This window comes from Pseudomonas sp. LB1P83 (assembly GCF_054897885.1).
The window spans coordinates 200232-214665 of the sequence record NZ_CM142709.1; the positions used below are offsets into that span (position 1 = coordinate 200232).

Sequence of the window (14434 nt, forward strand, 5' to 3'; positions counted from 1 at the left end):
GACACAAAACCTGTAGGAGCGAGGCTTGCCCGCGAAGAGGCCGGTACAGCTGCAGCAATCCTGGCTGACAGCCCCCAGCCGCAACATTTCCGTGCAACTCCCTCGAACCAATTTCCCGCATCGCCCGATTTTGGTGCTGTACTGCCTCAAGCAACCGGAGAAAGCGCCAGCGCCGCTGGATGGCATAAGTCTTGCGCGCTTTCCAATACGCTTAAGGCTCGCAGGAGGCACGCCGTGTCGATTCATGTCGCATTGCACCACGTCACGCATTACCGCTACGACCGCGCCGTCGAGCTCGGTCCGCAGATCGTTCGCCTGCGCCCGGCCGCCCACAGTCGCACGCGGATTCTGTCCTATGCGCTGAAAGTTTCCCCCGAGCAGCATTTCATCAACTGGCAGCAGGACCCCCAGGGCAATTACCTGGCGCGGTTGGTGTTCCCGGAAAAAACCGATGAACTGCGGATCGAGGTCGATTTGCTGGCGGAGATGGCGGTCTTCAATCCGTTCGACTTTTTCCTCGAGCCCTACGCAGAAAAGATCCCGTTCACCTATGCCGCAGACGAGCGCAAAGAGCTGGCGCCGTACCTGGAAACCTTGCCCCTGACGCCGACGTTCAAGGCCTATCTGGACGGCATCGACCGCACGCCGCTGCCGAGCGTGGATTTCCTGGTGGCGCTCAATCAGCGCCTGAGCGAAGACATCGGTTACCTGATCCGCATGGAGCCGGGCGTGCAAACACCCGAGCACACCCTTGAACAGGCTTCCGGTTCCTGCCGCGACTCGGCGTGGTTGCTGGTGCAACTGCTGCGCAACCTCGGGCTGGCGGCGCGTTTCGTCTCCGGCTACCTGATTCAACTCACCGCTGACGTCAAAAGCCTCGACGGTCCCTCGGGCACCGACGTGGACTTCACCGACCTGCACGCCTGGTGCGAGGTGTATTTGCCCGGTGCCGGCTGGATCGGCCTGGACGCGACCTCGGGGCTGTTTGCCGGTGAAGGACACATTCCGTTGGCGTGCAGTCCCGATCCGGGCTCTGCGGCACCGATCAGTGGCTTGGTGGAACCGTGCGAGTGCGAATTCACCCACGAAATGTCCGTGGAGCGGATTTGGGAAGCGCCGCGGGTCACCAAGCCCTACACCGAAGACCAGTGGCTGGCGATCCAGGCGCTTGGCCGGCAGATCGATGCCGACCTGCTGGAAGGCGACGTGCGCCTGACCATGGGCGGCGAGCCGACCTTCGTTTCCATCGATGACCCGGACGGCGCCGAGTGGAACACCGCAGCGCTCGGGCCGGACAAACGTCGGTTATCCGCAGAGCTGTTCCAGCGCATGCGCAAACGCTACGCGCCCAAAGGCCTGGTGCATTTCGGTCAGGGCAAGTGGTACCCCGGCGAGCAACTGCCACGCTGGTCACTCAATTGTTACTGGCGCCGCGATGGCGTGCCGATCTGGCACAACAGCGCGCTGATCGCCGATGAGCAGGAAGACTACGGTGCCGACGGCGAGCTGGCCGGGCGTTTTCTCTCGAGTGTCGCCGAGCGCCTGAAAATTCCGACACGCTTTGTGTTCCCTGCTTACGAAGACAATTTCTATTACCTCTGGCGCGAAGGTACGTTGCCGCAGAACGTCAGCGCCGAAGACTCACGTCTCGAAGAACCGCTGGAGCGGGCGCGCCTGCGTAAAGTCTTCAACCAGGGCCTGGACAAAGTGATCGGTCAGGTCCTGCCGCTGGCGCGCACCGCCAAGGGTGATCAATGGCAAAGCGGTCGCTGGTATCTGCGCGACGAGCATTGTCGATTGGTGCCGGGGGATTCGCCGCTGGGTTATCGCTTGCCGCTGGGTTCGCAGCCTTGGGTGAAAGCGGCCGAGTACCCTTTTATCTACCCGAACGACCCCAACCAGGAATTCCCGCCGCTACCCGACACTCAGCAGTTGAACAGTCCGGGCGCGTCGGCCGAAGCGGTCGAGCGGGATCTGGAGGTCGATGAATCCGCTGATTGGCTGACCCGCACCGCGTTCTGCGCCGAGGCTCGGGAAGGCCGGTTGTACCTGTTCATGCCGCCGCTGGAACGGGTCGAGGACTATCTGGAGCTGGTGACCGCGATCGAGTCCACGGCCCAGGAGCTGCATTGCCCGGTGTTGCTGGAAGGCTACGAGCCGCCGAGCGATCCGCGCCTGAGCAACTTCCGCATCACCCCCGATCCGGGCGTGATCGAGGTCAACGTGCAGCCGTCCGCCACGTGGGATGAGCTGGTCGAGCGCACCGAGTTTCTGTACGAAGAAGCACGCCAGACTCGACTGACCACCGAGAAATTCATGATCGACGGCCGGCACACCGGCACGGGCGGCGGTAACCATTTCGTCCTGGGTGGCGCGACACCGGCGGACTCACCGTTTCTGCGCCGTCCCGATTTGCTGCGCAGCCTGATCAGTTACTGGCATAACCACCCGTCCTTGTCCTACCTGTTTTCCGGATTGTTCATCGGCCCGACGTCCCAGGCGCCGCGCGTCGATGAAGCACGCAACGATGCGTTGTACGAGTTGGAAATCGCCTTCGCCCAAATGCCGGAGCCGGGCGAGGAGTGCGCGCCATGGCTGGTCGACCGGTTACTGCGCAACTTGCTGATCGATGTGACCGGCAACACCCACCGCGCCGAGTTCTGCATTGATAAGCTCTATTCGCCGGATGGTGCGACGGGGCGTCTTGGCTTGCTCGAGTTGCGCGCCTTTGAAATGCCGCCGCATGCGCGCATGAGTCTGGCGCAGCAGTTGCTGCTGCGGGCACTGGTGGCGCGGTTCTGGCGCGAGCCTTATGCGCCGCCGAAACTGGCGCGCTGGGGCACTGAATTGCATGACCGGTTCCTGCTGCCGCACTTTATCGAGCAGGACTTCGCGGATGTGATCGTCGATCTCAACGCTGCGGGTTATCCCGTGCGGGCGGAGTGGTTTGCCGCGCACCTGGAATTTCGTTTTCCCAAGGTCGGCGATTACGCCGTCAGCGGCATCGAACTGGAAGTGCGTCAGGCGCTGGAGCCTTGGCATGTGCTGGGCGAGGAGGGCGCGGTCGGCGGCACGGTGCGCTACGTGGATTCGTCCCTGGAGCGCTTGCAAGTGAAACTCACCGGTCTGGCGCCGCAGCGTTATTTGCTGACGTGCAACGGCGTTCCCGTGCCCTTGCAGCCGACGGGACGGGTCGGCGAGTACGTCGCTGGTGTGCGCTTCCGCGCTTGGCAACCGGCCAACTGCCTGCAACCGACCATCCCGGTCCACGCACCACTGGTGTTCGACCTGCTCGACACCTGGATGCAGCGCTCGCTGGGTGGCTGTCAGTACCACGTCGCCCATCCTGGCGGGCGCAACTACGAGAGTTTGCCGGTGAATGCCAATGAGGCCGAGAGCCGGCGGATGGCGCGTTTCTTCCGCATTGGACACAGCCCGGGGAAACTGCCTGTACCGCTTCTGGAAATTAACGACGAGCTGCCGATGACGCTCGATTTGCGACGTTTCTAAACCGTACGCGACGCTCGGATTTTTCGTATATCCGGGCGTCATGAGCCTGCGTTAGTCTGACCGTTCTTTGCTGTCTGCCGAGCTTTCCATGCCTGACCTGCTTGACCGCTACCCGCTGACGGCGGGCACTTATCACGAACTGCTCGACGACAGCGGCGCCGTGCGCCCGCACTGGCGCCGTTTGTTCGACCAGTTGCAACGCAGCACGCCAGCGCAATTGGTGCAGCGTCAGGCCCTGTTGACCCGGCAGATCCAGGAAAACGGCGTGACCTACAACGTCTACGCCGATCCCAAGGGCGCCGATCGGCCGTGGGAACTGGACTTGCTGCCGCATGTGATCGCTGCGGATGAATGGCAACACTTGTCCGCCGGCATCGCCCAGCGGGCCCGGCTGTTGAACGCCGTGCTGGCTGACCTTTACGGCCCGCAGCGCTTGATTGCCGAAGGGCTGCTGCCGGCGGAACTGGTGTTCGGTCACAACAATTTCCTCTGGCCCTGTCAGGGCATTACGCCGCCGGACGGGGCCTTTCTGCATTTGTATGCCGTCGATCTGGCGCGTACGCCGGACGGGCGCTGGTGGGTGACGGCGGATCGGACTCAAGCGCCATCCGGTGCCGGATATGCGCTGGAAAACCGCACCATCGTGTCTCGGGCCTTTCCCGAGTTGTACCGCGACCTGAAGGTGCAGCATCTGGCCGGGTTCTTCCGCACGCTTCAGGAAACCCTCGCCCGTCAGGCGCCCAGCGATGATGACGTGCCGCTGATCGTGCTGCTGACGCCGGGGCGTTTCAACGAGAGCTATTTCGAACATCTCTACCTGGCACGCCAGCTCGGTTATCCGCTGGTGGAAGGCGGCGACCTCACGGTGCGCGATGCCACGGTCTATCTGAAAACCCTGAGTGGCCTGCGCCGGGTTCACGCGATCATGCGTCGGCTCGACGATGACTTCTGCGATCCGCTGGAGCTGCGAACCGATTCGGCCCTCGGTGTGCCGGGCTTGCTCGAAGCCGTGCGGCAGGGACGGGTGTTGGTGGCCAATGCCCTCGGCAGCGGCGTGCTGGAGTCGCCGGGGTTGCTGGGCTTTCTGCCGAAGATCAATCAATTCCTGTTCGGCGAAGAACTGATCCTTCCCTCCATCGCGACGTGGTGGTGCGGCGAAGCGCCGGTGCTGGCCCAAGCGTTGGAGAAACTGCCGGAGTTGCTGATCAAACCAGCGTTCCCGTCGCAAAGCTTCTCACCTGTGTTTGGCCGCGATCTGAGTGAAAAACAGCGTCAGGCTCTGGCTAAACGCATGCAGGCACGGCCTTATGCCTATGTTGCGCAAGAATTGGCGCAATTGTCCCAGGCGCCGATCTGGCAGGCCGAGGATGGTCAGCTGCAACCGCGAGCCATCGGGATGCGTGTGTATGCGGTGGCCAGCCGCGACGGTTATCGGGTATTGCCGGGCGGGTTGACCCGGGTTGCCGCCGAAGCAGATGCCGAAGTGGTGTCGATGCAGCGCGGCGGTGCGAGCAAGGACACCTGGGTATTGGGGGATCGTCCTCCCAGCGGCGAGCAATGGAAAACCCAGCGCACGATCGGCGTGCATGACCTGGTTCGACGGGATCCGTACCTGCCGTCGCGGGTGGTCGAGAACCTGTTCTGGTTTGGCCGCTATTGCGAGCGGTGTGATGACAGCGCGCGACTGCTGCGGATCATGCTGGCGCGCTACGTCGATGGCGATGATCCGCAGGCCCTGGAAGCGGCGGTCGATCTAGGGGAGCGGCTGAATCTGTTGCCAGACGAAGGCGAGTTGCCCGAGCGGTTGTTGGCCGCGCTACTGGGCGATGATTGGCCCTTCAGCCTGCGCTCCAACCTGCAGCGCTTGCAGTGGGCTGCTTCGCAAGTGCGCGGCAAGCTCTCGCGGGAAAACTGGCAGGCGCTCGTGGAATTGCAGCGCGAAGCCATGGAACTGGAAACCGAAGAGCCGGATTTCGGCGAGTTGCTGGATTTCCTCAACCGGCTGGTGATGTCCCTGGCGGCGCTGTCCGGTTTTGCCTTGGACGACATGACACGGGATGAAGGCTGGCGTTTCTTGATGATTGGCCGTCGGATCGAGCGATTGCAATTTCTCAGCGCCAGCCTGGCGGCGTTTCTGCGCGGTGCTGGCGCTTTCGATCAGGCCGGACTGGAATGGCTGCTGGAACTGGGTAACAGCAGCATCACCTATCGTTCGCGGTACTTGGCAGTGGCGCAGTTGATTCCGGTGCTTGATCTTTTGCTGCTCGACGAGCAAAACCCCCACGCGGTGCTGTTCCAGTTGAAACTGGTGACCCGCACCCTGAAACGCTTGAACGACGATTTTGGTGCGCCTCGCGAAGCGGGTCTGCCGCTACTGGTGGAGCGCTTGGCGCGCTTCGATCTGGGATGCCTGGAGAATTCACTGTTCGGCGAAGCCAGTGTTCGTGCCGCCATCAACGGTCTGGCGGATTTGCTGCAAGAAATCGCCGATGCCAGCGGGCAAGTGTCGGATCGTCTGGCCTTGCGCCATTTCGCCCATGTCGATGATGTCAGTCAGCGCACGGTGTCCGTCTGATGAGTGCCCATTACCAGATTCTCCACGACACCCATTATCACTACGACAGCCCGGTGTCCCTGGCCCAGCAACTCGCGCACCTGTGGCCACGGGCATGCGCCTGGCAGCGCTGCACTGAGCAGCAATTGCAGATCAGTCCCGTCCCGACCTCGCGCCGGGACGAGCTGGATGTATTTGGCAATCCGCTCACCCGGTTGGCATTCGAGCGGCCGCATGATGAATTGCTGGTCAATGCCCGGCTCACCGTCGAGGTACTGCCCCGGCCGGCGCTGGATTTCAATCAATCCCCCGCGTGGGAAGAGACCCGCAACGCGCTGACCTACAGCAGTCAGCCGCTTTCCCCTGAGTTGCTGGAAGCGTGCCGTTACCGGTTTGAATCGCCCTATGTGCATTTGAAACGCAACTTTGTCGAATTCTCGCAAAGCTGTTTTCCATCGGGGCGGCCTTTGTTGCTGGGCGTCCAGGCATTGATGGAGAAGATTTTCAGCGAATTTACCTTCGACGCCGAAGCGACCCAAGTGGCGACACCGCTGGTGGAGGTGCTGGAACGTCGGCGCGGGGTTTGTCAGGACTTCGCTCACCTGATGCTTGCTTGCGTGCGCTCCCGTGGACTGGCGGCGCGTTACATCAGCGGCTACCTGCTGACCCAGCCACCGCCCGGCCAGCCGCGACTGATCGGCGCCGATGCGTCCCATGCCTGGGTTTCAGTGTTTTGCCCGGTGCTGGGCTGGGTCGATTTCGATCCGACCAACAATGTGCAGCCAGCGCTGGAACACATCACCTTGGCCTGGGGCCGGGATTTCTCCGATGTTTCGCCGTTGCGTGGGGTGATTCTGGGGGGCGGTAACCACGACCCCGAAGTCCGCGTCACCGTGATGCCATTGGAGTAATACAGAACCCATGTGGGAGCGGGCTTGTGGCGAGGGGATTTATCCCCGTTGGACTGCGCAGCAGTCCCATTTTTTAGGGCCGCTTCGCGACCCAACGGGGATAAATCCCCTCGCCACAAAGCTCGCTCCCACAGTGGATGTGCATAAATTCTGGAGGGGTATTTCAGAGGGGACTGTGAGGGTCAGCAACGTCGCTGCTGACCCTGGACACAGATCCGGTGGGCCTGATCAGATCATCGGGCCCTGAGGGTCTCAGGCGTCGGGCGCCTGATCTTTCGGTGCTTCAGTTTCGTCTGTAGCCACTTCGCCTTCGGCATCCGGGTTCAGTGCTGCTGCTTCTTCTTCAGCTGTAGCTTTCTTGCGCTGAAGCTTTTCCTCTTTCTTCTGCTCCTTGGCCAAGTCTCTCTGACGTTTGGCGAAGGAATAATTAGGTTTAGCCATGGGCGATCCTCTGGGGTCGAAGGTGAGGTTGAGCGGCGCATATTCTGCCCTGTATCGGTACCGAGCCGTTAGCTGGGTTTTTGCTCTGTCCACTTCGGCACCACTGTCGGCTGCCAAGCGTCCAGGGCATCGAGCAGGGTTTGCGGCGATTCGCTCACTTGCAGCATGTCACGGTGCGCTTCGCGAACGAAGCCTTCGCCGACGATATGATCAAGAAAACCGGTCAATTTGCTGTAGAAACCGTTCACTTCCAGCAGACCGAGCGGTTTGCCATGGTAGCCGAGCTGGCCCCAGGTCCAGACTTCGAACAGTTCTTCCAGGGTGCCGAGGCCGCCGGGCAGCGCGATGAATGCGTCGCTGAGCTCGGCCATCCGCGCCTTGCGCGCATGCATGCCGTCGACTACTTCCAGGCGAGTCAGGCCACTGTGGCCGATTTCTTTGTCTTTGAGGCTTTGCGGGATGATCCCGATCACTTCACCGCCGGCCGCCAGTGCAGCATCGGCGACGATGCCCATCAACCCGACGGCGCCGCCGCCATAGACCAGGGTCAGCTTGCGCTCGGCCAGTGCTCGCCCCAAGGCGACAGCCGCTTCACGATAAGCCGGGTTGGTGCCGGTGCTGGCACCGCAAAATACACAAACGGACGCTAAAGACATGCCTTACTCCATGGTCAGGATGACCACAGAGTAAAGGCAGGCGCGCGGCGCTCCAAGGTCTAAACTTCGCGTTCAGGTGTTTCGTACGTGCCGCTGGCGCCACAGGCATAAGCGGCGAGCAAACTGCGTAACAGGCTGTTAAAGGACATGACAGGCGCTCCAGATGAGGGATGACGCCCTGATGATAGGGCCGGGCCAGACGTCTGGCTGGTAGATTGTTTCGATAGGTGTCATAGCCCGAAAGTTGTATACAATTTTTGATTCAGGTCATAGGAACTTGCGAAGTTTTCAGGCAGTCTTCTGTCCATTCGCACTTTTGTTAACCCTGCCTTGGAGATTCACCATGTTTGCCAAACTTGTTGCGGTATCCCTGCTGACACTGGCCAGCAGCCAACTGATGGCTGCCGAATGCAAGGTCACTGTCGACTCCACCGATCAGATGTCCTTCAACACCAAGGCCATTGAAATCGACAAAAGCTGCAAGACGTTTACCGTCGAACTGACCCACTCCGGCAGCTTGCCGAAAAACGTCATGGGCCATAACTGGGTGCTGAGCAAAGAAGCTGATATGCAGCCGATCGCTACCGATGGCCTGGCTGCCGGCATCGACAAGAACTACCTGAAAGAAGGCGATGCACGCGTCATCGCCCACACCAAAATCATTGGTGCCAAGGAAACCGATTCGGTGACCTTCGACGTGTCGAAGCTCGATGCCAACGAGAAGTACGGCTTCTTCTGCTCATTCCCGGGCCACATCTCGATGATGAAAGGCACGGTTACCCTGAAGTAATCGATTCGAGCTCATAAAAAAAGCGTCCCGATCTGGACGCTTTTTTTTGCCTGATATTTGACCGTGTCATTGTTCTTCGCGGGCAAGCCTCGCTCCTACAAGGACAGCGCTGTACCTGTAGGAGCGAGGCTTGCCCGCGAAGGCGTCGGTCCAGACGCCACCGTCCTTATGGCGCGAACGGCATCACCCGCTTGTGATGCGTCTTCTTATACGTTTCACAAATGATCTTGAACGCTTCCTCCCGCACCGGCTTGCCGTGCAGGAACGCGTCGATCTCGGCATAAGTCACGCCGTGGGACGCTTCGTCCGGTTTGCCCGGTGACAGGTCTTCAAGGTCGGCCGTCGGGATTTTTTCCACCAGCGATTCCGGTGCGCCGAAACTGCGGGCGATGTCGCGAACCTGGTTTTTCACCAGACCGCTCAACGGGGCCAGGTCACAGGCGCCATCGCCGAACTTGGTGAAGAAACCCATCACTTTCTTCCCCCCTAAATAGTGCCCAATTCAGCGGAGTTATTGAGTGAGAGGCTGATTTTTCTATTGTGCAGGCACCGCACCTGCCCAATCTGGAACTCGTTGATTTTCATCACTTGCAGCCCCGCCCAAATTCGGTCGAGGGAGCTGTGCTTGGATAGGGCATAATGTCCTAGTTCGCAAGATGCCCGTAACCCTCTGGGAAGCCCTGACCCAGGTTCAATGAGCCGCAATGGCTAGCAGTAATCCGATAGCTTCTCGCTCAGCATGGAGCTTCAGATGGTGCTTCTTTGATCGCAGATGTCAGGACAGCGTCGCATCTTGCCGATCTCGGTCTAGGCATTTCTGGAGGAACCATGGAGCAAAGTTTGAGAGTGGTAATGGCCCAGCTGAACATCCGCGTTGGGGATGTGTACGGCAACGTTGAGAAGGTCATCGAGGCAGCCCGCAAAGCCCGCGACGACCTCAAAGCTCAGGTCATTGTTTTCCCAGAGCTGACCCTTTGTGGATACCCACCAGAGGATCTGCTCCTTCGCTCCAGCATGCAGAGTCGGATCGAAAAAGCTCTGCAGCATATCAAGGACGCTGTCCAAGGCATCGTGACTGTAATCGGCTTTCCGTGGGTCGAGGATGGAGCACGCTATAACAGCTGCGCCGTGATTTCGGACGGTAAGGAACTCGCCCGTTACAACAAGCAGCGCCTGCCAAACTATCGTGTTTTCGATGAGAAACGGTACTTTGAGCCAGGCAGCGGCCCAACCGTGGTCAATCTCTTCGGCGTGTCGGTCGGTATCACCATCTGTGAGGACATCTGGTTCTCCGAGCCTCTCAAGCAGGCCTGTGATGCCGGTGCTCAGATCATGCTGACCCTGAACGCCTCACCGTTCCATCGTGGGAAGCAGGCTGAGCGTGAAGAGCTGCTGGCGAAACGTGCCAGCGAATGCTCCATCCCCATGGTCTACGTCAACCAGGTTGGTGGCCAAGACGAGTTGGTGTTTGACGGCAATAGCTTTGTGGTGGATCGCGGCGGAAAGGTCACTCAGCGTGCCCCTGCTTTCGAAGAGGGACTCTTCGTCTCGGAGTTTGAGATCAAGGAAGGTGCCTTGGTGCCGGTTCCGGCTCAGACCACTGACCTTCTGAGCCTTGAGGCCAGCGTCTACCAGGCACTGGTAGCCGGCGTTAAGGACTACGTGCGACGCAATGGCTTCAAAGGCGTTGTGCTGGGCCTTTCGGGCGGTATCGACTCGGCGCTGGTGCTGGCTGTTGCTGTTGATGCGCTGGGCGCCGAAAACGTCGAAGCCGTGATGATGCCGTACCACTACACGGCCCAGATGAGCCAGGACGATGCGAAAGAAGAAGCCGATATTCTGGGTGTGAAGTACAGCGTACTGCCCATCGCGTCCATGGTAGAAGCCTTCCTAGCTACGCTTGCGCCAATGTTCGAAGGTCTGGGCAAGGACACCACCGAGGAGAACCTCCAGGCACGGTGTCGCGGCACCATGCTGATGGCGATCTCCAACAAAAAGCGGTATCTCGTCCTGACCACCGGCAACAAGAGTGAAATGGCTGTCGGGTATGCGACCTTGTACGGTGATATGGCTGGTGGATATGACGTCCTGAAGGATGTGCCGAAGACTCTGGTATTCCGCGTCTGCGAATACCGCAATACCCTGGGCTACGTAATACCGCAACGCGTCATTGATCGTCCGCCATCTGCTGAGCTGGCTCCGGATCAGAAGGATGAGGATTCCCTGCCTCCATACCCAGTTCTTGATGAGATCCTTCGCTTGTATGTCGAGCAGGACTTGTCCGCCGATGCCATCACTGACAAGGGCTTCGACCAAGAGGTTGTACGGAAGGTGATTCGCTTGGTCGACCTGAACGAGTACAAGCGGCGCCAGGCGGCAGTGGGCCCACGGGTGACCGAGCGTGGCTTTGGCCGTGACCGTCGCTACCCAATCACTTCAGGCTGGAGCATCGGTGACTGATAGCTTAGCCAGTTGATTGAATGTACTAGGGGCGCCGTTGCGCCCCTTTTTTCTTTGCCTGGTGCGGTCTGGCTAGAGCTTGAAGAACTTTACGTCCTTAGTGAGACGGAGAACGGTATTTTCTTCTAGGAAATTTTTGTCGAAGCCATCTAGTTTGTCATTTAGTATGGCTACGACAGTCTGAATGTTCTTCTCGTTGGCGAAGTTGAATAGCTTGGTCAGCTTGTCTTCATCGACAACCTCTAGATAGTCTTGGACAGTAAATGCTGGTAGTTTGGACTTAAATTCATTTACGAAATATACATAGGCCATGTCGAATGCCATGGCTGCAGCCCTGGGAACACCGTCACCAGTATTGAGCTCTTCATTGATGATTTTAAAGTCTGCCTTACCTTTCTGGCCAGCTGAAACCACAAGTTCGTTGTGGTGAGTAACGAATAATCTTTTGGTGATTTCGGTATATGCTTCGTTAAATACGTCAAGCTTTGAATTTAGGTCTGAATAGTGGACTGCTATACTCCGCTTCACGCCTTCGGCGGTACTTTCTAAATCCTTAATTCTCTTGCGAGAGACCTCTACCTCGCTTATGACATAAGCAAGCCTGCCACGAGCTTCTCGCAAATCTTGCATCTGCTTCTCAACCAAAATCAACCCGCTGACGTGGCTATCTCTGGAAAGATCTTTTACTTTGCTCTTTTCCTCAACCAGAAGTCGCCCTAAACTTAACCTTAAGCTGTCGAGCTCATCTGCTGTCTCTGCGGACATTTCCTCAACATAAGCAGCCTTGCGGCTCATTATTGAATTATGGAATTCGATTGTTTCTTCTAGAGTTTTGCTTAGGTTTGGTACTAATGATTTAGCCTCGTTGTAGAGAGACGTGATCTCCCCTACGTTTACCTCTACCAGGCTGTTTTTGTATCGCTCAATTGTTTTGTTGTTGTAGTAAAGTTTTGTTTCCAAGTTGACAATGCGTGACGTTAGTGCAGCCACGCTTCTTCGAGATTCACGGAGTTCTGAAATAGCATAGCTTTGAGATTCGAAGATGTCATATTCATCTTCCTTGACTTGCAAGTCGGCTATTTTTAAATCGATCTCATAAAGCTCTTCCTGGCGGCTGTCCAGAGGAAGGCCGCCTAGCAATGTCCTGATACGATTGTCTTCTAGTTGTGTTTGATGTTCAATTAGATTGATCTGGCGAACGGAATCGATAAATTCAAAGTCAAAAAGGTAAGCGTAGATCAGGTCGTAATCATTGTCGCTAGTGTAGGTGTGTAAGTATTTCAGTGTGTTGTTGCTGGTGGCTCTATTGGTTCGGAAGAACTTGCTTCGAATTGAATTAAACTTAGGCTGCTCTCTCGTGTATCCAAACAGGCGTGGCAGTTCGCGAGTGAAAGATGCGCCGCTCTTATGTACAACGCCATCGATAGTGCTAACAGCTGTGATACTTTCGCGTTGGGCACCCATTTTTCTCGAGAGCACCCGAGTGATGGTGTGAGTGATAGAGGAAATATTTAGAGTTAGCTCGAACCTTACATCGCCCTTAGTTAGGAACTCTTTAACTTTTTCGTTGATCTTGTTGTTGTCGGGATCTTTCCAGAGTGGTTCAGACTTGCCGCCCAAACAAAATGCCAAGGCTCGAAGCGACGTGCTTTTTCCAATCTGGTTGCCAGTCTCCCCCAGGTTGGTAATTATGTTCAGTCCTTCCTTGAAGATTATGGTACGTATTTCTTTGCTTCCATCAAACACAGACAATTTAATTAGTTGCATAAAGAAATATCACCTTGTTTCGTGAGCTCTACACATCCAGTTATGTAGAGCCAATCGAGCGCGTATAGAATGTAGGCAAACGAAGCACGCTCAAATTTTTCTTGATACTTTTCAAAAAGTGCCAGTGGGCTCATGGCGCCTCGCTCGCTGGACTTTAAGACCATCAATACCCGACCGCCGATGATGTAGAGGCTCTTGAGTGGGGAACTGGTATTTTGAATGATCATCTAGGTGGCTCCAATATTTTGCAGTGAATAAAGCCATAACAAACAATCAGCTGTCTGGCCCACTCAACAAGCTCAGTTGGAACGCCGGGGAAACCTGTCTTGATGTCTACAATAAGTTCTGAGACTTTCAAAACAAGCTCGTCTGAGCCTACCCGTACTGCATTGAGTTTTTGCTCAGGTGTAACTGGCCGCTCAGCCATTCTCATAAATAATTCGCGCTTAGCGCTTTTATATTTTTGATTTATAGCGTAAAGAAATCTCTTTTGCGCGCCGGGATCTTCATCATCGAAAGTCAATATGAGGCTTTCAATTAGATCCATGTAGCCTACATTTTCAATGATAACTTCTGAAAATACCGATACCTTGTTGTATTCGATTTTTTCATCGACCCCAGGGTAGTCCATTTCAACATCTGAGATCTCATCATACGGGGTATGAGTCGATACGATTCTCATCAACAGCGGGTTGAGCAATGATGAAATAGCAGCAGCCGTTGCTGCAATCGTAATAGGCCCGCTTCCGTTATTGACTACTGCTATGCCGCCGTTCGATGCCTCAGCTTCAAGTTTAGGTGGGAAGAGGCTCATGGCTTATGTACAGTGACACTGCCGCTACCCGTGGAGGTAACTGCAGTGCCTCCGTTGTTTGCCGTCGTGACGATTGACGGTTTTCGGCTACACGCTTGCACAATGACTAATAATACAAAGCAGAAAACACAGCTTCCAATGGAGTACAGAAACAGCTTGTAGATTGATTCGCTTGGTAAGCCTTTGAGCAAATCAGACTTGAACCAACCGGCGTACAGTGAGTAGAGCATCGCAGCTCCCAGGGCTGCGAAGGTTCCACCTGCGCCAGCGACAATCTTCAAGAAGCTGAACATTTCTTTCTCCATGATAGTGGGTCACTCGGCACCGAGTGCCGGCAGAGTGATACTACAGATTTCACGTATTGCTCCACAAGGGCGCTCTAGCCGTACACCTGCGGTTTTTGTGGAGCACCTGCAGTACATGGGGAAAGCGGTGACAGTTCTTCTACAGGGAGCTCGGTGTTACCGTGTAAATGCCCTCCTGGAGGGGGCGGCGGCGGCTTGCTCCAAGGTCGCTCGGTAACTGTGCCAA

Annotated in this window: 11 protein-coding genes and 1 pseudogene; 5 read left to right on the forward strand and 7 right to left on the reverse strand. The window is 57.1% G+C overall.

Annotation, left to right across the window (positions count from 1 at the left end; translation table 11 throughout):
• Positions 1–234 precede the first annotated feature (234 nt).
• The 3 genes from ACYZTY_RS00820 to ACYZTY_RS00830 all read left to right on the forward strand — a co-directional run bounded on the left by ACYZTY_RS00820 (position 235) and on the right by ACYZTY_RS00830 (position 6975).
• Positions 235–3510 carry a transglutaminase family protein gene (locus tag ACYZTY_RS00820; protein ID WP_461956905.1) on the forward strand — a complete coding sequence of 1092 codons (3276 nt, stop codon included), beginning with the start codon at positions 235–237 and terminating at the stop codon, positions 3508–3510.
• A gap of 88 nt (positions 3511–3598) precedes the next feature.
• Entirely contained in the window at positions 3599–6085 is a 2487-nt protein-coding gene (locus tag ACYZTY_RS00825; protein ID WP_461956906.1) for a circularly permuted type 2 ATP-grasp protein, read from the forward strand.
• Positions 6085–6975 carry a transglutaminase family protein gene (locus tag ACYZTY_RS00830; protein WP_461956907.1) on the forward strand — a complete coding sequence of 297 codons (891 nt, stop codon included), beginning with the start codon at positions 6085–6087 and terminating at the stop codon, positions 6973–6975. The genes ACYZTY_RS00825 and ACYZTY_RS00830 overlap by 1 nt, the downstream gene beginning before the upstream one ends.
• Before the next feature lie 252 nt (positions 6976–7227).
• On the opposite strand, the gene ACYZTY_RS00835 is transcribed toward ACYZTY_RS00830, so the two are convergent.
• Together ACYZTY_RS00835 and ACYZTY_RS00840 are read right to left on the reverse strand one after the other, a co-directional pair.
• Positions 7228–7416, reverse strand: coding sequence for a hypothetical protein (locus tag ACYZTY_RS00835; RefSeq protein WP_007947526.1), 189 nt, complete (start codon positions 7414–7416; stop codon positions 7228–7230).
• A gap of 68 nt (positions 7417–7484) precedes the next feature.
• The gene (locus tag ACYZTY_RS00840; protein ID WP_128874311.1) at positions 7485–8072 is read right to left on the reverse strand and encodes an LOG family protein; all 588 of its coding nucleotides are present in this window, start codon (positions 8070–8072) and stop codon (positions 7485–7487) included.
• Positions 8073–8415: 343 nt separating this feature from the next.
• Here ACYZTY_RS00840 and azu point away from each other — a divergent pair, with 343 nt between their 5' ends.
• Positions 8416–8862, forward strand: coding sequence for an azurin (azu, locus tag ACYZTY_RS00845; protein WP_109627717.1), 447 nt, complete (start codon positions 8416–8418; stop codon positions 8860–8862).
• A gap of 166 nt (positions 8863–9028) precedes the next feature.
• On the opposite strand, the pseudogene nadE reads toward azu, so the two are convergent.
• A pseudogene (gene nadE, locus ACYZTY_RS00850) lies at positions 9029–9340 on the reverse strand (NAD(+) synthase); the annotation flags it as partial.
• A 350-nt stretch (positions 9341–9690) separates the two neighbouring features.
• Here nadE and ACYZTY_RS00855 point away from each other — a divergent pair.
• Entirely contained in the window at positions 9691–11322 is a 1632-nt protein-coding gene (locus ACYZTY_RS00855) for an NAD+ synthase (protein ID WP_461956908.1), read from the forward strand.
• Between the two features lie 72 nt (positions 11323–11394).
• Here the strand turns inward: ACYZTY_RS00855 and ACYZTY_RS00860 are convergent, their stop codons facing one another.
• Genes ACYZTY_RS00860 through ACYZTY_RS00875 form a run of 4 tightly spaced genes read right to left on the reverse strand, consistent with a single transcriptional unit; the run spans position 11395 to position 14196 of the window.
• A complete protein-coding gene (locus ACYZTY_RS00860) occupies positions 11395–13089 on the reverse strand; it encodes a DUF2326 domain-containing protein (RefSeq protein ID WP_461956909.1) in 1695 nt (564 codons plus the stop codon).
• Entirely contained in the window at positions 13080–13316 is a 237-nt protein-coding gene (locus ACYZTY_RS00865; RefSeq protein ID WP_461956910.1) for an ABC-three component system middle component 6, read from the reverse strand. The genes ACYZTY_RS00860 and ACYZTY_RS00865 overlap by 10 nt, the downstream gene beginning before the upstream one ends.
• A complete protein-coding gene (locus tag ACYZTY_RS00870; protein WP_461956911.1) occupies positions 13313–13903 on the reverse strand; it encodes a hypothetical protein in 591 nt (196 codons plus the stop codon). Before ACYZTY_RS00870 ends, ACYZTY_RS00865 begins: the two co-directional genes overlap by 4 nt.
• Positions 13900–14196, reverse strand: coding sequence for a hypothetical protein (locus tag ACYZTY_RS00875; protein ID WP_461956912.1), 297 nt, complete (start codon positions 14194–14196; stop codon positions 13900–13902). The genes ACYZTY_RS00870 and ACYZTY_RS00875 overlap by 4 nt, the downstream gene beginning before the upstream one ends.
• Positions 14197–14434: the final 238 nt, after the last annotated feature.